18 protein-coding genes are annotated in these 20,348 nt (G+C 41.4%); 7 read left to right on the top strand and 11 right to left on the bottom strand.

Features of this window, described 5'->3' with window-relative positions:
• Positions 1 to 60 precede the first annotated feature (60 nt).
• A complete protein-coding gene (locus HWQ40_RS28625; RefSeq protein ID WP_292784958.1) occupies positions 61 to 198 on the bottom strand; it encodes a hypothetical protein in 138 nt (45 codons plus the stop codon).
• On the opposite strand from HWQ40_RS28625, the gene HWQ40_RS28620 reads away from it, so the two are divergent.
• From HWQ40_RS28620 to HWQ40_RS28610, 3 genes are read left to right on the top strand one after another with little or no spacing between them, the layout of a single operon-like run.
• A complete protein-coding gene (locus tag HWQ40_RS28620) occupies positions 187 to 549 on the top strand; it encodes a Spx/MgsR family RNA polymerase-binding regulatory protein (RefSeq protein WP_292784956.1) in 363 nt (120 codons plus the stop codon). The genes HWQ40_RS28625 and HWQ40_RS28620 overlap by 12 nt on opposite strands.
• A 35-nt stretch (positions 550 to 584) precedes the next feature.
• Positions 585 to 1,022, top strand: a complete 438-nt coding sequence (locus tag HWQ40_RS28615; protein WP_292784954.1) for a DoxX family protein — start codon at positions 585 to 587, stop codon at positions 1,020 to 1,022.
• Positions 1,023 to 1,045: 23 nt separating this feature from the next.
• Positions 1,046 to 1,603, top strand: coding sequence for a DUF2808 domain-containing protein (locus HWQ40_RS28610; protein ID WP_292784952.1), 558 nt, complete (start codon positions 1,046 to 1,048; stop codon positions 1,601 to 1,603).
• Between the two features lie 442 nt (positions 1,604 to 2,045).
• On the opposite strand, the gene HWQ40_RS28605 is transcribed toward HWQ40_RS28610, so the two are convergent.
• Positions 2,046 to 2,318, bottom strand: a complete 273-nt coding sequence (locus HWQ40_RS28605) for a DUF2281 domain-containing protein (protein ID WP_292784950.1) — start codon at positions 2,316 to 2,318, stop codon at positions 2,046 to 2,048.
• 202 nt (positions 2,319 to 2,520) lie between these two features.
• Positions 2,521 to 3,834 carry a serine/threonine-protein kinase gene (locus HWQ40_RS28600; RefSeq protein ID WP_292784947.1) on the bottom strand — a complete coding sequence of 438 codons (1,314 nt, stop codon included), beginning with the start codon at positions 3,832 to 3,834 and terminating at the stop codon, positions 2,521 to 2,523.
• 212 nt (positions 3,835 to 4,046) lie between these two features.
• Between HWQ40_RS28600 and HWQ40_RS28595 the strand changes: the two genes are divergently transcribed.
• Positions 4,047 to 4,241, top strand: a complete 195-nt coding sequence (locus tag HWQ40_RS28595) for a hypothetical protein (protein ID WP_292784945.1) — start codon at positions 4,047 to 4,049, stop codon at positions 4,239 to 4,241.
• A 16-nt stretch (positions 4,242 to 4,257) separates the two neighbouring features.
• Here HWQ40_RS28595 and HWQ40_RS28590 read toward each other — a convergent pair whose 3' ends face one another.
• Positions 4,258 to 5,307, bottom strand: a complete 1,050-nt coding sequence (locus tag HWQ40_RS28590) for a serine/threonine-protein kinase (RefSeq protein WP_292784944.1) — start codon at positions 5,305 to 5,307, stop codon at positions 4,258 to 4,260.
• Positions 5,308 to 5,631: 324 nt separating this feature from the next.
• Between HWQ40_RS28590 and HWQ40_RS28585 the strand changes: the two genes are divergently transcribed.
• Together HWQ40_RS28585 and HWQ40_RS28580 are read left to right on the top strand one after the other, a co-directional pair.
• Positions 5,632 to 6,951, top strand: a complete 1,320-nt coding sequence (locus HWQ40_RS28585; protein WP_292784942.1) for an acetyl ornithine aminotransferase family protein — start codon at positions 5,632 to 5,634, stop codon at positions 6,949 to 6,951.
• A gap of 108 nt (positions 6,952 to 7,059) precedes the next feature.
• Entirely contained in the window at positions 7,060 to 7,974 is a 915-nt protein-coding gene (locus tag HWQ40_RS28580; RefSeq protein ID WP_292784939.1) for a DUF1338 domain-containing protein, read from the top strand.
• A gap of 454 nt (positions 7,975 to 8,428) precedes the next feature.
• On the opposite strand, the gene nifJ is transcribed toward HWQ40_RS28580, so the two are convergent.
• The 6 genes from nifJ to HWQ40_RS28550 form a co-directional block, all read right to left on the bottom strand.
• Positions 8,429 to 12,064, bottom strand: a complete 3,636-nt coding sequence (gene nifJ, locus HWQ40_RS28575) for a pyruvate:ferredoxin (flavodoxin) oxidoreductase (RefSeq protein ID WP_292784936.1) — start codon at positions 12,062 to 12,064, stop codon at positions 8,429 to 8,431.
• Between the two features lie 511 nt (positions 12,065 to 12,575).
• Positions 12,576 to 13,436, bottom strand: a complete 861-nt coding sequence (locus HWQ40_RS28570) for a nucleotidyltransferase family protein (RefSeq protein ID WP_292784933.1) — start codon at positions 13,434 to 13,436, stop codon at positions 12,576 to 12,578.
• A 57-nt stretch (positions 13,437 to 13,493) separates the two neighbouring features.
• Positions 13,494 to 14,246, bottom strand: a complete 753-nt coding sequence (locus HWQ40_RS28565) for a DevA family ABC transporter ATP-binding protein (RefSeq protein WP_292784930.1) — start codon at positions 14,244 to 14,246, stop codon at positions 13,494 to 13,496.
• A gap of 74 nt (positions 14,247 to 14,320) precedes the next feature.
• The gene (gene devC, locus HWQ40_RS28560; RefSeq protein WP_292784927.1) at positions 14,321 to 15,481 is read right to left on the bottom strand and encodes an ABC transporter permease DevC; all 1,161 of its coding nucleotides are present in this window, start codon (positions 15,479 to 15,481) and stop codon (positions 14,321 to 14,323) included.
• A 72-nt stretch (positions 15,482 to 15,553) separates the two neighbouring features.
• Complete coding sequence (locus HWQ40_RS28555; RefSeq protein WP_292784924.1) at positions 15,554 to 16,843, bottom strand: ABC exporter membrane fusion protein; 1,290 nt, start codon at positions 16,841 to 16,843, stop codon at positions 15,554 to 15,556.
• Positions 16,844 to 16,978: 135 nt separating this feature from the next.
• Positions 16,979 to 17,566 carry a TetR/AcrR family transcriptional regulator gene (locus tag HWQ40_RS28550; RefSeq protein WP_292784921.1) on the bottom strand — a complete coding sequence of 196 codons (588 nt, stop codon included), beginning with the start codon at positions 17,564 to 17,566 and terminating at the stop codon, positions 16,979 to 16,981.
• Between the two features lie 406 nt (positions 17,567 to 17,972).
• Between HWQ40_RS28550 and HWQ40_RS28545 the strand changes: the two genes are divergently transcribed.
• Positions 17,973 to 19,130, top strand: a complete 1,158-nt coding sequence (locus HWQ40_RS28545; protein ID WP_292784918.1) for an endo-1,4-beta-xylanase — start codon at positions 17,973 to 17,975, stop codon at positions 19,128 to 19,130.
• A gap of 283 nt (positions 19,131 to 19,413) precedes the next feature.
• Here the strand turns inward: HWQ40_RS28545 and HWQ40_RS28540 are convergent, their stop codons facing one another.
• Positions 19,414 to 20,238 carry a WecB/TagA/CpsF family glycosyltransferase gene (locus HWQ40_RS28540; protein WP_292784915.1) on the bottom strand — a complete coding sequence of 275 codons (825 nt, stop codon included), beginning with the start codon at positions 20,236 to 20,238 and terminating at the stop codon, positions 19,414 to 19,416.
• Between the last annotated feature and the right edge of the window lie 110 nt (positions 20,239 to 20,348).

Raw genomic sequence — 20,348 nt, 5'->3', positions numbered from 1 at the left:
AACTACTCCTTGGTATTTCAGAACCCTCGAATCATGGATCGACGAGGTCTATACTTGGAATTACCGATTACTAAAAGCGATCGCTACCCTTAAATTTATGTCGTAGAGATTCAAGGACAAGGCATTGGTGGCAGAAGTTCCACCTGCTATGTCATATATATATGGAGATTGTTGCTTAATTCTTTTATGTCTATTCAAGTCTACGGAATTCCCAATTGCAGCACTTGCAAAAAAGCTTTGACGTGGCTTCAACACAACAACATTGACCATGAGTTTATCAACACTAAAGATACTCCACCGACTCATGAGATGATTCAAAACTGGGTAAAGTCTTTGGGTTTTGCTCCTATGCGAAACACCTCTGGTCAATCCTACCGCGCTTTAGGAGATGAAAAGAAGACTTGGGGTGATCAACAGTGGGTTGATGCATTCACTCACGACGCAATGCTGCTCAAACGTCCACTTTTCGTCAAAGATGGAATAGCTGTGCTGGTTGGCTTTAGAGATCAGGGAATTTTATTGCAGATTAACATCCGTCAGTCAAACTGAAGTAATAAGAGCAAGTATATAATGAAGCAAAAACCATGAAGAAGTATAAGGAAACATTACGCGTCATCCTTGCTATATCCATCATTGTGGTTGGAGTGACACACTTTGTGATTCCAGAACCTTATGTCAAAATTATGCCATCGCAACTTCCTTACCCTTTAGGATTAGTTTATCTCAGTGGTTTTTATGAAATTTTGGGTGGTATTGGGTTATTAGTTCCGCCTGTAAGTCAAGCTGCTGCTTGGGGACTTATTGCTCTTTTTATTGCGGTTTTCCCTGCCAACATCAATATGGCGGTTAATCACATTCAGCTAGAACATATACCAAATTCACCTTGGGTACACGTAGTTAGACTTCCCTTGCAAGCTGTTTTAATTGCTTGGGCTTGGTGGTACACAAAATCTTCCTTTGGGGAAAAACAAGCTTCTATCATTCCTAAGTCACTGATTCCCAAGGAACTAGAATTAGAATAAGTGCGTTTTTTTATATCTGAATCATGCGCCTCACAACTTTGTTTGGAATAACACTCTCGTTAGCAATAGGTATTGGAGAAGTTACGCTTCCGGTAACTCAAGCTGTGCAGCTTAGAGATGGCCTAGTCTATTTCGTCCAACCGCCGTCACTTGTTAAGGCGACAACTACTTACAATGAAGTGAATGTTTTGAGCGCAACTTACTATTTCACCATCAATCTGCCGGAAAATGCTGGAGAATCCCTCCAGAAGGTAACGATCGCCCAAAAAGAGGGACCGGAAAACATCCGCTACAATCTTGATGATACCTATGCATTTGTCGGCACACGCCATCGCAAAGAAACGCGACTGCAACTAGGTTCAGTCATAAACGAGAGCAAAATACGCACTGTTTCTGTAATCTTTGATCCACCTGTAACTCCAGGACAGACAATTACAATCGCCCTCCGCCCTTTGAGTAATCCCAGCTTTTCTGGTGTTTACTTATTGGGTGTTACAGCATTCCCTGTGGGTGAAAAATCTCACGGTCAATTTCTCGGCTTTGGACGGTTTCAGTTTTACAGCAATAGGGGAGGCTGGTAGTTTCCATAGAGGGAATAGGGAATAGGGGATATTTTCTAAAAGTTGTGTTATAAAAACGGGCAAGAGTCTTAAACAATACGAAATGGCTTACCATCAAGCTTTTTCGTTAAATATCTTTGAGGATTCAGGAAAAATTAGCTGTATTTTTCCTGAGTCGCTGACGTATACTCTGATTTTTCGGTAAATGCGTAATTATTACAGCAATAGAATCAAATGCTACTGTAAGCAATCAAGCTTTAGCGTTTAATCATCAGTAATCTTTAAAAAATAGAAAAAAATTATGTTAAGTATTCCTATTAAACTAAATTTACCTCGTATACCCCGTATAGTAACTTCCTTACCTGGGCCTCGCGCTCAAGGAATTGTACAACGCGATCGCGCCGTAACTTCCCCTTCTTATACATCAAAAAGGAACAGTGATTAGTATCCAAGAGATACATAATTACAATTCTAGAGGTATCCGACTGTCATGAACTAATTGCAGGCATCCTTTAATATCTGAACCTTCCCAACTGCCCACAAATTCTAATAAATCTTCAGCAGTAGAACCTGTTAAGGTGTGCTCTGTTGTAAGCGTTTGAGCAGGTTGGCTATCTGAAGATATACTATTTTTTTCATGTTTGACTTGCAAAAATTGCACAAAGTCTAAAATTTCCTGCAATAAGGGTTCAGGTAATTTTTCTAGTTCTTGGTTAATTTGTTCTTTAATAGTCATTATTACCCCTGTATTTACATGGTTGAAAAACTGGGTATTGAATTTATATCCTAATCTAATATTGATTGCGGCTTTTTGTGTTTGCAAAGCGTGCGCCTGAGTACCTCGCTTATTTAAACAGTGCCAGGTAACGAAAAGCTAGAACCCGCAAGGCTTCGTGGAATATATCTTGTTCACAAAGTTTTACAAATCTCGTAAACCTTTATACATTACAATTTAGAAGTCTGGACGCGAGAGAAGAAACATTCCAACTCTTTGGGTAAATTATTAAAGCCTTTGGGAGATGCCCCTGGGTAGAGTCTAGCGAATAGTTAACTTTTTTTTCTCCTACCCAGCCTTCATTATCGCGCCAGCCTAAGCGATCGCCCAAAAAACACTCCGTTTCATAATCTACTTTGCCACCGCATTCTAGCCAAATACGTTTTTGTACGCTAAAGCCAAAATGACCATTGCTGTATTTTACCCACAATTGGTCAATTGTGCGTAAATCTGTGCAGGGAAAATTTTCAATGGATTCATAATCAAGCCAGCCTTGCCGTTCTCTTTTGGCTACTTTCAGCATGACTATGGTGGTTTCTTGGTTTGCTGCTTTCCATTGACCCGCTTTGAGTAAATTTTCTAGATTTTGGTAACTTACCCCCACATCTGAAGCTAATATCACTTCTGTTAGATTAGCTTGCGAGGAGGAGAGAAAATTCAACCACTCTTCCATTGTCTGGGGTCGATCTTTTGCCTCTAATGCCATGCCTTGCAGAATCGCTTCATTTACAGCATCACTAAGACTAGGGACAAGTTGCTTTGGTGATACTAATTCATCTTGAGCATACTTACGATCAAAGGAATTGGTGGGGCGTTGTCCAGTGATGGCATAGTACAATGATCCAGCCAAGCAGTAGATATCAACTGTTGAGTTACGAATCCCTTTGCGTGTTAACTCATAGGGTGCAAATACTTTGTTACCAAAAGACCTAGACAATGTACTCGGTGGGGACATATCCCCGGCAATACCAAAATCTATCAACACGGCTTTGCCTGAGTTAGGAATCCCTGAATTAAAGTTGAGCATAATATTAGGAGGAGTGACATCAAGATGAAAGACTCCTTTTTTATGTACCTCTACCAAAGCTAAACCCATTTGGCGGATGTATCTTATAGCTTCAGTTTCGGGTAATTTCCCTTGGCGTTGCACGTATTCCCATAAACTCTCGCCTGCTATATATTGCATCTCTAAGCAGTAGCGACCATCTTCTTCAACAAAAAAGTCGAATACTTGCACAATGTGGGGATGTGAGTCTGTACAAAACATTGCTAGCATCTGTGCTTCTTTTTTGAAGCGTTCAACATATTTGGGATAATCTGGATCTCGTTGGACGCTGATGTTGGGGGTTTTGATGACGACTCGACGGTTTAGCTTGGTATGCATTGCTTGGTAGGTAACTGCAAAACCGCCACCACCCAACTGTTTTTCTATTTTGTATTTGCCGTTATGTATTAGCTGTCCGTTTTGCCAGAACATATACCCACATTTATTGATGGCTAATGTTTATTCTGACACGCTTTTTGTGAGTTATGGTAGTTGACGTTGGTGAATTAGAAGACGGATAGCTCACGCAGAGGCGCAGAGACAAAGATTGAGGTTTTCTGGCTATTGCTAAAATAACTTTTGTAGTCGCAAAAGCAACAAATGCGACTTTAAAACTAACTATTGCAGTCGCAAAAGCAACAAATGTGACTTCAAAACTAACTATTGCAGTCGCAAAAGCAACAAATGTGACTTCAAAACTAACTATTGCAGTCGCAAAAGCAACAAATGTGACTTCAAAACTAACTTTTGGAGTCGCAAAAGCAACAAATGCGACTTTAAAACTAACTTTTGGAGTCGCAAAAACAACAAATGTAACTTCAAAACTAACTATTGCGTAGGCGTGGCTGGCCGTTATTACCTATTTTGTGGTTGAGTGGGGGATAATGGCGTTTGTTGTGTTGAGGGATTAGTCGGTGTTGATGGACTTGAGAAAAATCTATCAATCAATTGAACACCATTATTAAGTGCTGAAATCAAAGGTTCTATCTTAGCTACAAGTGCGCCAGCTGCGAGGATTGCTACTAGCAGTGCCTGTAAACGTTTATTTTTTAAACTAGGAAAAGTAAATCTCCTTCTCCAACCCAATTCCTTTAACCAGTCTTCTACTGTTTTGGGACGCTTGTCGGGTTGTAGTTCCATTGCGTGGAGAATCGCTTGATTGACGCGATCGCTAATCTTATCATTCAATTCGTTAGGTGGAATTAAACGTTTATTGTTATCTTGGCGCTCAATAGCACTTTCTGGCAGTTGTCCTGTTAATAAAAAATATAAAGTTGCCGCAAGAGAATAAATATCAGTCCAAGGTTTACGTCGCGCCTGTTGTCCAGGAGAGTTGGAATACAGTTCAATTGGCGTAAATTTATCAACCAAGTTACCACGACTTGACACTGGGTTATCAACAAATCTTCGTGCTAAGTCGAAGTTTATCAAAACAACCTGATACGTACCTGCCCGCAAAATGATATTTTTTGGTTTCACATTTCGATGCAAAAATCCTTGTTCATGCACTACCATGAGTGCTTTTCCAATTTGTTGGATGTAATCTAAAGCCTCTTTTTCAGGGAGAAATCCTCGCGGTTGGACAATCTTGGCTAAATTATCTCCTTGAATATACTCCATGACCATGCATTTTAAATCACCTTCCTCGAAGGTATCAATGACTTGAACAATATTCGGATGTTTGCATATTGCTAGTTTACGGGATTCATCTGCAAAACCTGATTTTAAGCGATCGCGGTCTACGTTACTTAATTGATTAAGCAAATTAGAATCCAATGTTTTAATTACAACATTTTTGCCATCCCGATCCTCAGCAAGATAAGTAATAGCGAAGTTCCCCTGTCCTAACTGTTGCTTAATTTCATACTGATCGCGGTGTAACTTTTGTCCAGATACCCAAGTCATTGGTTGATTATCTCAGAGATTTTTATTAATTTTTGCATATAGCAATTATTCTGTGGATTTAATACACTTCCTTCCGCAAATCTTCTGTAGCTTGTCCCCTGCCATCCAATAGTGAAGCTTTATCCTTGCTTCAAAAAATATAATATGACGCGATTGCAGAAGTTGTGTTATAAAAACGGGCAAAGTCTTACCAAATACGAAAATCTTTACTATGAAGCTTTTTCGGTAAATGCGTAATTCTTACAGCAATGGAATCAAATGCTACTGTAAGCAATCAACATTTAGCGTTTAATCATCAGTAATCTTTAAAAAGTTGAAAAAATTATGTTAAGTATCCCTATTAACCTAAATTTACCTCGTATACCCCGTATAGTCACTTCCTTACCTGGGCCTCGCGCTCAAGCAATTGTACAACGCGATCGCGCTGTGACTTCTCCTTCTTATACCCGCGATTACCCATTAGTTGTATCTCGCGGTCAGGGCTGTATGGTAGAAGATGTGGATGGCAATGTATTTCTGGATATGACCGCAGGTATTGCCGTTACCGCCACCGGACACGCCCACCCGGAAGTCGTCAAAGCAATTCAAGAACAGTCGGCGCGTTTGCTGCACATGTCAGGGACAGATTTTTATTATGAGCCGATGGTGGAACTAGCGGAACAATTAGCAATTCGCGCCCCTTTTCCGCAGCCGCATAGTGATACTGCGTTTCCCGCAAAAGTATTTTTCACCAATTCTGGGGCAGAATCCAACGAAGGAGCAATCAAACTAGCTCGATATTACACCAAGCGATCGCTAATCGTAGCATTCTTAGGTGCATTTCACGGACGCACTTATGGGGCAATGTCTCTCACTGGTTCCAAAGCAGTGCAACGAGCTAATTTTGGGCCTTTAGTTCCTGGGGTGACTCATATCCCTTATGGCACTCACGCTAGCTTAGATTACTTGGAACAACAGCTATTTACGACGATTTTACCACCGCAAGAAGTAGCGGCGATCGTAGTCGAACCAATTCAAGGAGAAGGTGGATATATCGTACCCGAAGATGGTTTTTTGCAGCGAATTCGGGAGATATGCGATCGCCACGGTATTCTGATGGTAGTGGATGAAGTGCAAGCAGGGATGGGGCGGACTGGTCGCTTATTTGCGATCGAGCATTGGGGTGTGATGCCTGATATCATTACTACTGCTAAAGGTATCGCCAGTGGTATGCCTTTAGGAGCGATACTTGCCAGACCAGAGTTAATGACTTGGCCTCCCGGTTCTCACGCTACTACATTTGGCGGTAATCCCGTAGCTTGTGCTGCTGGTATTGCCACACTGCGATTGCTAGAAAGTGGTTTGATGACCAACGCTACCCAAATGGGAGAATTATTACAAGCTAGTCTTACCCAGTTGCATCAAAGGTTTCCCAGAATATCGTTGCCACGAGGTAAGGGTTTGATGGTAGCGGTAGATTTATTGGATGAACAAGGTAATCTCGATTATAAATTGCGCGATCGCATTATTCAAGAAGCTTTTTTACGCGGTTTATTATTACTAGGTTGCGGTAAAGCAGCAATTCGTTTCTGTCCCCCTCTAGTTATCGACAGCGACCAAATTCAAATTGCCCTTCAGATTATCAGCGAGATTTTAAGTTCTTAAAAGATGAAGGGGAGTGAGAAATGTGTCACAGAGGGAGATTTCCTAACTTTTGACTCTTGCACAGACGCGATTAATCGCGTCTCTACTCTTGACAAATAACTAATCTATATGAAACCCGAAATTGCCCTTAATTTATGGAAATTACTTTGGCAAGAATACAGCGCCAGGGTAAATCATGCTCGTACCTACCAGCAAATGATTACTGCTGCGGGTGGAACTGTCGCCAACGACCACATCGCCTTTCGGTCTTTGCGTTTATTAGTAGATACTCCACAAGGTCAAGTTAACTTGGGAATTGACTACCTGGGACAACTTGCAGAAGCTTTAGGTTATGTGGCGGCTGGAGAGTATACTTTTGCTCAAACTCATTTGTACGCCCGTCATTATCGTCATCCACAGCAAGAGGAATTTAACTTACCCAAGCTGTTTATCAGCGAGTTGATTGTCGATGAATTGCCTGCTAATATTGCTCAACTCATCTTTAAAACAGTATCTTCAATCCCAGACAAACTGACCTCACCCCTCACTTTTCTACAAAAAGACGGGAACCTTGAAACTATCGCCAAACAACTCCAGCAAGTCTTCACCCGCCCTTGGCTACCTCCCCAGCGTTCGGTTGTCGAAGAGGTGAATCAGGTTACTCAGTATGGGGCTTGGGTGTTGCTGCACGGATATGCTGTCAATCACTTTACAGGCTACGTTAACGGACAGAATACCCCAGAATATCCAGATATTGATACTACCGCCAATGCTTTGGCTAACCTGGGTGTACCAATGAAAGCAGAGATAGAGGGAAATGTTGCTTGTGGTTTGCGGCAAACCGCAACTCAAGCAGTAACAGAAATGGTGACGGTGTTAGATGATAACAGTGGTGCAGAAATTCAAATCCCTTGGACTTACGCCTATTATGAAATTGCCCAGCGCTATCTAGTAGATGTGGAACCTGGAAAGCAGATATTTTTTGATGCTTTTTTAGGAAGTAATGCCCAGCAATTGTTTGAAATGACTCGTCTATCTAAATAGTCCAGCTTTGTTAGTAAAGGATTCAATTTCAAAATTCCGAGCTAGTAGTTTCGTGTTTTGGAGGAACTACGCTTGCAAGACAAAATCTGATGCCGTGAGAGTTGGCGTACCAGTTAGAGTTGCAAATAGACCACCACTGCCAAACAAATTGTATTGAAGAACGAAACCCAAGATTTGCGCGTTTGTTGGCTAAAGTTTGGGTTAAACACAACTTAAACTACAGCGTTAGTAACAAAAATAACGATTTTACTAAAATGGTAATTTTGTAACGAAAATAATGACTTTAGTAACCAAAATGGTAATTTTGTAACGAAAATTCTGATGTTTGTAACGAAAAGAATGACTTTAGTAACCAAAATGATAATTTTGTAACGAAAATTCTGATGTTTGTAACGAAAATTGCGACTTGAGTAACTCAAGTCGCAATGTTTATAACTAAAACCAAGGCTGATGTTCAGAGAATGTCGCGTTTTGCCAGATATTGGTACATCTGCCAACGGGCATCTACTTCGGCTTGGGCTTGTTCTAATAAGTGCTTGGCAACGTCGGGTTTGCTCTTAGTGAGCATTTTGAAGCGATTTTCTTGATACATGGAATCTTCTACAGATTGCTTCGGTGATCGCATATCTAATTGCAAAGGATTTTTACCCTGGTTAAGCAACTCTGGATTATGCCGATACAGCAACCAACGACCTGATTCTACCAGAGTTTTCTGATGATTCATCCCTGTAGTCATATTAATGCCGTGGGCGATGCAATGGCTGTAAGCAATAATCAGTGATGGGCCATTGTAAGCTTCTGCTTCCAAAAATGCTTTGAGAGTATGTTCATCTCTAGCACCAAGGGCTACACTCGCTACGTAGACATTTCCGTAGGTCATGGCAATCATCCCTAAGTCTTTCTTTGGGGAAGGCTTACCACTAGCGGCATATTTAGCAACTGCGGCTCGTGGTGTAGCTTTGGAAGATTGACCGCCTGTATTAGAATACACTTCTGTATCCATCACCAAGATGTTGACATTCCGACCACTAGCAATTACATGATCGATACCGCCAAAGTCAATATCATAAGCCCAACCGTCACCGCCAACAATCCAGACGCTTTTTCTCACTAAGTAATTTGCAAGGGATTTGAGATTTTGGATTTGAGATTTGAGATTGGGGTCGAAAGTTACGATTTTATCTAACTTCTGCTGCAACAGTTCTATCCTTTCTCGCTGTTCCCAAATGTCAGCCTCAGATTTTTGTTCAGCTTTCAGGATGGAGTAAACAAGGTTTTCATCTATTTCACTCCCCAACCGTTGCAACAATTCCCCTGCAAACTCAGCTTGTTTATCGAGGGAGAGGCGGAAGCCAAAACCGAATTCGGCGTTATCTTCAAATAGATTATTAGACCACGCGGGGCCGCGTCCTTGGGCGTTGGTTGTCCAAGGTGTTGTGGGGAGATTCCCACCATATATTGAAGAACAACCTGTAGCATTAGCGATGACGGCGCGATCGCCAAACAATTGTGTTAATAATTTTAAGTAAGGTGTTTCACCACAACCTGCACAAGCACCAGAGAATTCAAATAATGGTTCTTGCAGTTGTTGTTGGCGAATCTGATTTAATTTTAGCGATCGCCTGTCAGGATTGGGCAAACTTAAAAAGAAATCCCAGTTTTTTCGCTCTTGTTCTTGCAATGGCAACTGCTGTGCCATGTTAATCGCTTTCAGCGATGGCTCAGATTTATTTTTAGCAGGGCAAATATTTACACAAATAGTGCATCCCGTGCAATCTTCTGGGGCAACTTGAATGGTAAATTTTTGATTGGCAAAGTCTTTATCTTTTGCACCAGTTGACTTAAAGGTTTCTGGTGCATTAACTAACTCATCGGCTTGATAAGCTTTAGCACGGATGGCACTGTGGGGACAAACCATGACACACTTACCACATTGTATGCAGACATCAGGCTCCCACACAGGTATCTCTTCGGCAACATTACGTTTTTCCCACTTGGCAGTACCTACGGGAAAGGTGCCATCAACTGGTAGTGTGCTAACAGGTAAATCATCACCTTCCCAAATCATGATTTTGCCCAGAACTTCTCGCACAAATTCGGGAGCAGAGTTAAGTGAGGAGTGAGGAGTTAAGAGTGAGGAGTTAAAAGTGGGGATTGTCTGTGGGATATCTACTTTATGTAAGTTGTCTAAGGTGTTGTCTACAGCTTGCAAGTTCATGCGGACAACTTCTGCACCTTTTTTACCGTAAGTCTTATCAATCGCTTGTTTGATTTTAGCGATCGCTTCTTCTTGTGGCAAGACACCTGCTAAAGCAAAGAAGCATACCTGCATAATCGTGTTAATTCTGCCACCCATGCCACTTTCACGGGCAACCTGGCTAGCATTAATTACGTATAACTTCAAATGCTTATCGATAATTTGCTGCTGCATCTTCAACGGCAGATATTCCCAAACGGTATCTGCATTGTATGGACTGTTAAGCAGCAAAGTCGCTCCAGGAATAGCAGCCTTCAAAATATCTATGCGTTCTAGAAATCCCCAGTGATGACAACCAATAAAGTTAGCTTGGTCAATTAGATAAGTGGAGCGAATTGGCTCTTTACCAAAGCGTAGATGAGAGACAGTCATCGAGCCAGATTTCTTGGAATCGTAGACAAAGTAGCCTTGGGCGTAATTGTCAGTTTCTTCACCAATAATTTTAATGGAGTTTTTGTTAGCGCCAACAGTGCCATCAGCACCCAACCCATAGAACATTGCCCTGACAACATTATCCGATTCTGTAGAGAAATTAGGGTCAAAGCTCAACGAAGTATGACTAACGTCGTCATTAATCCCAATCGTAAAGTGATTTTTTGGTTTAGCTTGGGCAAGGTTGTCAAAAATGCCCTTCACCATCGCCGGAGTAAATTCTTTGGACGAAAGACCGTAGCGACCACCGATGATTTTAGGCAGAGGGGCAGAGGGGCAAAGGGGCAGAGGGGAATCTAATCCTAATTTTTCCTCTGCTCCCCTGCTCCCCTGCTCCCCTGCTCCCCATACTTCATACAAAGCTGTAACTACATCAAGGTAGAGGGGCTCACCGGCGCTACCTGCTTCTTTGGTGCGGTCAAGAACAGCGATCGCTTTTACACTAGTTGGTAATACTGCAACAAACCTTTGAACATCAAAGGGGCGGTAAAGTCGCACTTTGACTACACCAAGTTTTTCACCACGGGCGTTCAGGTAATCTACTGTTTCATGGACGGTTTCACAACCTGAACCCATAAGAACGATAACGCGATCGGCATCGTTAGCACCATAATATTCATAGATTTTATAATGCCTTCCCGTACGTTCTCCAAATTCATCCATGATCTGCTGGACAATTTCTGGACAGGCGTTGTAGTAAAGGTTAGCGCCTTCACGTCCTTGGAAGTAGACATCGGGGTTTTGGGCAGTACCGCGCAAGACTGGACGATCTGGGGTCAGCGCACGGCTGCGGTGGGCGAGTATTAAGTTATCGTGGATGAGCGATCGTAAATCATCATCTGAAAGCAATTTGACTTTCTGCACTTCATGTGATGTACGGAAGCCGTCAAAGAAATGCATAAAGGAGACTCGCGTCTCTAGGGTAGCAGCATGGGCGATGAGAGCAAAATCTTGACTTTCTTGCACCGAAGCGGAACACAGCAGGGCGAAACCAGTCGCACGAGCTGCCATTACGTCACTATGGTCGCCAAAAATTGATAAAGCATGAGTAGCCAAGGAACGGGCGGCAACGTGAACCACGGCGCTAGTCAACTCACCAGCAATTTTGTAGAAGTTGGGTATCATCAACAATAATCCCTGAGATGCCGTGAAGGTGGTACTCAGGGAACCTGTTTGCAATGCCCCATGCACAGCACCAGCCGCTCCCCCTTCGCTCTGCATCTGCACGACGCTGGGAATAGTACCCCAGAGGTTAGGACGACCTTCTGCTGACCAAGCATCTGCCCATTCACCCATCGCTGAAGAGGGGGTGATGGGATAAATGGCAATCACTTCATTTAATTTGTAAGCAACACGGGCAACAGCCTCATTCCCATCGATAGTTGCAAAGGTTTTGTTCATAATTTGATTTTTGTCCCCGCCTCTAAGCTGCATGATCAGAACACGTGAATATAAGAATCAGAAATAGCCAGAACTAGAAAGTGAGTGTATTATCTGCATTAAAGATTTATCGGTAGGATTTACTCCGTGTTTAAAGGATAGCTTTAGGCTCTTAAATTAACTTTCCATCAATACTGCATCTATTAATATCTCATCCGCAATACTGCATCTATTAATATGTATTAATAATGTACTCAATGACCAAAGTCTTTATTTGATAACACTTTAAAACAATTTATTCTTCTTTTTGGGGTATAGGGTCGGGAATAATACTACTCGGTTAAGAAAATTTGTAGGTTGGTTGAAGGTCATGAAACCCAACAAAGCGCTAAAAATGTTACGTTGAGTTACTCAATCAACTTACACTGAAGTTGTTTTTTAAGCAAAACCTACGCAGTATTGGGACTATTTTGTACGATGGTCAAATATCACTTTCAATCGCATAGCAACAGAAGTCAGATGGCAATAAAAATTACATCGCTAATCGCCGATTTCCATACCATTGACTCAAATCATCTTCAATCGCCTCAATAATCGCGATCGCCTCAGTTATTGATTTTGCATCGGCAGCTAAAAGTGTAAACGCTCGCTCAACCCGTTGTTGATAGTCCTCCGGGCAAATAGCAAACCTATTAGCAAGTGCCATCGCCCCCTTTTCGTTCAACAGGTAATCTTCATTGAGTGCGAATAAAACCTGATTCATACACGCCACACTGCGGAAACAACAACCTGCTGCGTAAACAACATCATCGCGTGCAATCGCCTTTTTTGCGACCAATAGCGAGAAACTTATTTCCCAGGCGAAAGTATCAATAGTTGCCTGTTTTAGCCCAACTGGATAGAGCTTTGTTTTTACCTTCAAAGCTTCTAAGACACCATCAGGGTCGTAAAGTGCCTGACAAAGAGCAATTTCACCCATATAAATAGAGGACACAAAGCCATGAGGGTGTCCTGGTTGATAATCAATAGTAATGCGTCCTATATGGCAATCATCAATGACACGATTGACCTTCGCCAAATCGCGATAGAGAAAATCTACACTTACACCTTCCACCACAAGCCAACCGCCACCGTTAATCCACTTTCCCCATTCACCAATCGCAGTTATCAAATTTACGCGATGGTTATCATCAAGCTCACAGGCGAGACGATTTAGAGCAATTAAATCGGGCGGATTTTCTGGATTGTAATAAATCCCCAAATCCACATCTGACTTGTTATTATGGTTGCCCCGTGCCCGTGAACCACCCAGTGCGATCGCTGTAATTCCCTCAATTGACCGCAAACTTGAAACAATATGGTTGATGAATTGGGGCGATTGTTGGATTTCCATCGTTGGTCATTATTGGGTCCATATTTTTATTTAATACTGTTAAGTCCTAAAATAATATTATTTCTCTGTTGTAGTGGTATCTGTACCATCGGTCTTCAACTGACCATCTTCCATATAAATGATGCGATCGGCAATATCGAGGATGCGGTTATCGTGGGTAACTAGCAAAATTGTACAACCTTGTTCTTTGGCTAGCTTCTGCATTATTTCTACGACATCGCGCCCAGATTTTTTGTCGAGTGCAGCAGTGGGTTCATCTGCTAAAACAATCTTAGGATGGCTAACTAAAGCACGAGCGATCGCTACCCGTTGTTTTTGCCCTCCAGATAGTTTTTCTGGGTAATAATTTACACGATCTGCTAAACCGACAGTTTCCAAAATGGCGATCGCTTTGGCGTCGCTATCCTGATTCAAAAAATCGTTATGCAACTCTAGGGACATTCGCACATTTTCTCTTGCTGTCAAAAAAGTCATCAAGTTATGCGCCTGGAAAATATAGCCAATCTGGCGGCGAAGCTTTGTTAATTGCAACTTTTTAGCACCACGAATTTCCTCCCCTAAGATTTTGAGACTACCATCTTGAGCAGAACGCAATCCACCCATTAGAGTCAACAGAGTAGTTTTCCCCGATCCAGAGGGGCCAGTCATAATTACGATTTCCCCAGCACTAATCTCTAAATTAATGTCGAATAATACTTGTTTACGAAGCGGACCTTCACCAAAGTAATGGTTGAGGTTACTAACAGAAATCACGGGTTCTGAAGCAGAAAGTGTTGAGTTAGGATTTACTGGTAAAGATTTTTGCAACATAGGATTTTATAGGGCATTGGGTATGGGGGAGATAATTCTTAATTTTTGCAGAGACGCGATTAATCGCGTCTCCACTAAAAAACATCAGCAGGGTCAGCAGATCGTAGTTTTCGCATTGCGATCGCCCCAGAAACACTACACATGATCACGGTCAAAATCCAAACCTGGATCGCCCGTTCCATTTTCATGAAAATGGGAAGCATTGTTGCAGCATAGGTGACTTGATACAATCCAAAAGAAAGAATGAATCCAGGCAGAAAACCTAAGATAGCCAATAACAATGCTTCTTGAATTAGGACTCCCAAGAGATAGTTATCGGTGTATCCCATTGCTTTGAGGGTGGCGTATTCTGGCAAGTGGTCAGAAACATCAGAGTAAAGGATCTGGTAGACAATCACAATGCCAACGATAAACCCGACTCCTGTACCTAAACCGAAAATGAAACCAATGCCAGTACCGGCTTCCCAGTAAGTTCTCTCCACTTTGGCAAACTCTTCTGGAGTCAACACTCTGACATCTTTAGGTAGTCCATTGACAAGTTGCGATCGCACTGTTTCAGAATCGGCATCTGGTTTCAGCATGATTAACCCAACTTCGATGCGATCGGGTTTACGCTCTGGGAATAGCTGGAGAAAGGTAGAGTCACTGGCGATTACATTACCATCGGCAGCAAAGGAAGCACCATCAGTAAACAAGCCTTTAACAAATACGGCTTTACTATTGAGTTCCGTGTCAAATTTACCTGTTTTCTTAAAGATATCGCCAACTGCCCCGTATTCTGGACGACCTGCCTGGTCAAACAGAACTTGATACAACTGTTTAAGGTGATCCTGATTTTGTTTAATTTCGGGCGATTTGAAAGCAGGTTGTGCCGGATCAACACCCCAAACCAAAATGGCACGCTCAAGACGTGTTTCAGGATTTCGCCACTGTCCGGTGCTGATATAGACAGCATTAACTGACTGAACACCTTCATAACCTAATGTTTGATATAGTCGCTCTCTGGAAAAGTTTTTTACAGAAAACAAAGTTTGAAATTGGGGACTAATTAAAACCAAATCTGCCTGTAAATTGCGATGAGGTTTCACAGCTGCATCAAAAAGCGCACTTTCAAATCCCAACTGAATAAACATCAGCATATCGGCAAAGGTAATACCTGCGACTGCAACAGCCAGACGGGTTTTTTCTTTCATTAACTGCCGCCATGCTAGCGGCGTTTTGCGAAATAGTTTCATAATTGGGGATTAGGAGTTAGGAGTTAGGAGTTAGGAGTTAGGAGTTATTTATCTCCCCATGCCCCAAAACTTTCACAATTCAATTGCTGTCTGTACCTGTAAGTTAGTGAAACCTGCAACTCGCTTGCTGTCTTCAGGATTAAGGCGAATTTTCACCTCAACTACTCGGCTATCCAGGTTTTCCCCTGGCTGGTTACTGAAAACGTTTTGTCTATTCACCTGCAAGCCAATTTGGGCAACGGTTCCTCGCAGTTCGCCACCAAATGCCTGACTGCTAATCACTGCCTCTTGTCCTAATTTCACTTTACCGATATCGGTTTGATAAACTTCTGCTACCGCCATCATCTGGTCTGTTTGCGCTAAGTCTGCAATGCCAGAATCACTAATTTTTTCTCCGACTCGCGTATGAATTTTAATGATTTGTCCCGCCATCGGTGCTTTAATGTAAGCACCTGCCAACTCGGTTTGGGCATGTTTGAGTGTAGCGATGGCATTTTCAACTTCTGTCTTGGCTGCGGCTACATCTACGGGTCGGACTTCTGCAATACTGGTCAGCGTGGCTTTGGCTTCACTAACTTGCTTGCTACCAGTGGCATTAGTGCGGACGAGTGCTGCTTTAGCTTCAGCTAATTGTTTGCTAGCAGTGGTGTTAATTCGGTTGAGAACTGCTTTGGCTTCGTCTACTTGCTGTTTGGCAGTTTCTACAGTCAAGCCCTTACTATCGTACAAAGAATTAGAAACTGCTCCTTGAGAATATAGCTGGTGATAACGTTGATATTCGGCTTCGGCATTTTTGAGTTCTGCCTCTAGCTTCTTAATGGTTGCCTGTTGCGCTATTCTGTCTCCTGACCACTGTGCCTCTATGCGGAATATCGCTTCCTGTTGCGCTGTTTTGTCTCCTTGGGATTGGGCCTGGAGGCGTTCAACACTTGCCTGCTGGGCGTTAATTTCTCCTGCTTTGGCTCCAGCTTGCACTTGAGCGAGTTTAGCTTGGGCAACTCTGACTTGTTGTTGGGCTTGTAGTACAGCAGTTTGCAAGCGATCGCGGGCATCTAATATTGCTACCATCTGTCCGGCTTTAACGCGATCGCCCTCTTGGACTAGGATTTGAGCAATGCGATCGCCATCCAATGCCAAGGGCGCAAACAAGCTAATTACCTCAGCCTCCGGTTCTAGTCGTCCTAACGCAGCCACTTTTTGACTTTTGGGCGTGGTTTCTACTGGCTCAGATTTCTCCGTTTGACCAACTAACCCAAACTGAGAAATCCCATAAACAATAATTCCACCCGTAATAGCAGTAGCTGCAATTACTAATGCAACCAACCCTTTATTGGAAGCTTTTTTTGACAGCTTTTGAACCATCTTTTTTACTCTCCTCAAAAATTATTTTATCTACTGAGTTAATAGTGGTAGCAACTAATTCTTAGCCATCAATGAATATCAGATAATTGATAATTGTTAGATATGAATATTTTGCAATTTATTTAGGTATCAAATCTAACCCTTAACTATTGCCCTATGTTGCGGCAAATATGCCGTGAGCATTTTGCCTAATAACGCACATTGTTCCATAAAATCAATTGTTTCATCACCCCATAATTTTTCCAGAATTAACCCATTGACAAAGCTCAAGACAAAGGAAGCCAATATCGGATCTTGAATACCTACAAAATCGCAAGCAGCTTGCTGATAACGCTGATTAGTCCGCTTAAAAACACTATTACTTAACATTTCCTTAGAGTCTTGATGTTGACAAAAATCAATCCAAATATAAGTCCATTTAATGAAGTAATCTTCGTTTTTTACTAGATATCTTCCTAGTGCTTCCATTCCCTCTTGTAGTGTTTGCGCTCCTTCCAATTCAGCCAATGCTGCACTTAAATCTTGCTCACATATTTCTTGGGCCAATTGCTCAAATAGAGCTTGTTTGCTAGGGAAATAGTGGTACAACGTACCAGTAGAAACCCTTAATCCTTCAGCAATCTGGCGCATAGTGATGGAACCATAGCCTTTTTGAGCAAATAAATCAAAGCACTTGTTAAGCAGTTCTTTACGGTATTGCTCATGGTCAACAATCTTAGGCATGACTTAGAATATTTATATCGAACAATTGTTATATTTTACTATAGCATGTTTTCTGCTGGTATGTAAAAGCACAGTTAATTGATGTAAATCGAACATGCGTTATAGTTTAATCTAGTTTTGCCCTAGATGTAATACTTATCAATTTTCATCTTTGCCCCTTAAGTATGAGACTATGACTTGATTTTGGAAAAAACCCTGTATATCTCGGTGAAGATTAATAAATACTTGTAATTATGTATTAGAAATTAAGGTATTATTTAATACAGGGTGTTACGAAAGGGTGAGACAAACGGTAACTTTGTCTTTTTGGGTGCAATGACTGTGGGAATCATTACTACACCTCCACAAGTATCAAAACTTATTATGTAATATAATAATCTTATATGTTTTGTATCAAATACAATTTATGCCTTATCGGAGAAATTTTTTAAGGAAAGCTGGATACACAACCCTTTCTGCCTTATTAACTATGGGGTTTTTACAAAAGGATGACCAAAAAGAAGACCAAGGCGTGAATGCAATTGCAGCAAATTATACAAGTAAAAATTTAAATTCTCCCCTTCGACAATTAGCTGCCGCCAAAGGAAAGCGTTATGGCGCAGCAATTTCTAGTGAATTTTTGCAAACAGACAAAGATTACGCTAACCTGATGGCTCGTGAATGTTCCATTGTGACACCGAATGGTGAATTAAAATGGGACGCTACTGAACCACAGCAAGGATTATTTACCTTTGAGTCAGCAGATGCGATCGCTGATTTCTGCCGAAAGCATAATATAGAAATGCATGGGCATACCCTTTTCTGGCACATGGGAAAACCAGATTGGGTTCCTTATCCTCCTACACTTAAGATGATCGAACGCCATGTTAACGGAGTCATGGGGCATTATCGCAATAGTCCCGTTTTAAAGTCTTGGGATATTGCCAATGAAATTATCGCTGATAGTGAAAATGAAACTGATAACCCTACCTACGGTTTGCGTAAAGGGGTAAAACCAGAATTGATTCGAGACTTGTTTTTAATTGCCGCTTCAGTTGATAGCAGCAAGAAATTTTACTTAAACGATTTTGGCATTGAAGGCACCACATGGAAATCAGAACGTTTCTTAAGAATGGTCGAATATCTGAAGAATAGTGGTGTTAAAATTGACGGGGCAGGTATCCAATCACATCTATGGTTTTCTACTGCATATCCTTTTGACGAGAAAGGATTTAATTCGGTCTTAAAACGGCTTAACGATCTTGAAGTGAAACCAATAATTACGGAATTAGATATTATCATTGATACTCCGCTACCCAATAGTATCAAAAGCCTAGACCAAATGGTAGCCGATAGTTACAAGCAATATCTTGACCTGTGCTTTGCAGCTAAAGTCGATACTGTGATTACATGGGGACTTACCGACCGTCATACCTGGATACGTCATCCCGAATGGATGCCAAGAAAAACCTTTAGAAACAATCCAAGTCTCTGGAAATTTCTGCGTCCGCTTCCCTTCGATGAGAACCTGCAATCTAAACCAGCCCGCAATTCTATAGCCCAGGCTTTTCAGGAATCAACTTAATACTCCACCCAGGCGTAAATATAGCATTTCCTCAGCAACTGAGGTACACCCAATTCTTGTTTACCAAGCTTAGTAGCTTTGAAAATGTACCTCATTATGTCGGGAATTGCTATAGTACTTTTAAGTATTATTCTAAGCAAAATAGATAGAGATATTTTTCGTTATTCACGATTATGAAAGTTGAATAAGACTTACTGACTAATTAATCATTAAACCTTAGTACAACATTTCATAAATTCGTGACGAATTGAGCGACCTGCTGGTAAGACTTTGAGACACTCGATCAAGCTACGAACTTGTGAAATTTCGTACTTAGAAATACCAGCAGGTTATTTTTTTTTCGTTTACTTGAGATACTCCAAATTTCTCGTAAAAATAATGTGCCAACAAACCAAGGCTCAAGTAAGTAACGTCTCCAAAGCCTTTTCGGTTCAGATAACAAGCGATACAACCATTCTAACCCCACCTTTCCCATCCAGCGAGGAGGAGTAGGTATTGTTCCTGCTATATAGTCCATACAGGCTCCACTAGTCAAAATGGTGTTGGTATGAAGATGTTCAAGATTTTCGTAAATCCAATACTCTTGGCGTGGCATACCCATTCCCACCATTAATATATGGGGTTTGTAAGCATTAATTTCAGCTACAGTGGCAAGATTTTCTTGACTATCTTTATCTATATCAATATAGCCATGAGCACAAGCAATCTGTAAACCAGGAAATTTCTGGCATAAAATATTTGCTGCTTTTTCAGCAACTCCTGGCTTTGAACCTAAATAGAATACACGCCAGCCTTTAGTAGCAGCTTCTGCCATCAGAGGCCATACCCAGTCAGCATAGGTTACTCTTTGTTCACGTTTAATTGGAAAACCCAACAGCTTTCCAATAAATACTAAAGGCATACTATCAATATGGGTATATTCTGCCTTGGAATAAAAAGCTTGCATTTTTAGATCGTTATGGAAGAGATAAAGACTATGTAAGTTATGATTAGCAATAATCCATTTTTCATCCCGATCAATAGATTCTTCAATCAATAAATTTAAGTCAAGGATAGAGAGTGCATCCACTTGAGCACCAATAACTTTATAAGAAAATCGCTTTTTCATATTTTGTTTTTCTTTTGATAAATATGAGATATTATCTCAATGTCAAGGTGAGTATTGTAAAATTAATTAGCAATATTTCAATACTAAAGTACTTAAATATTGAAATAGGT

It is taken from the genome of Nostoc sp. NMS9, from assembly GCF_017114995.1.
GTDB lineage: Bacteria > Cyanobacteriota > Cyanobacteriia > Cyanobacteriales > Nostocaceae > Nostoc.
The sequence above is the reverse complement of the archived record's forward strand: the minus strand, read 5'-3'. Positions and strand labels throughout refer to the sequence as shown.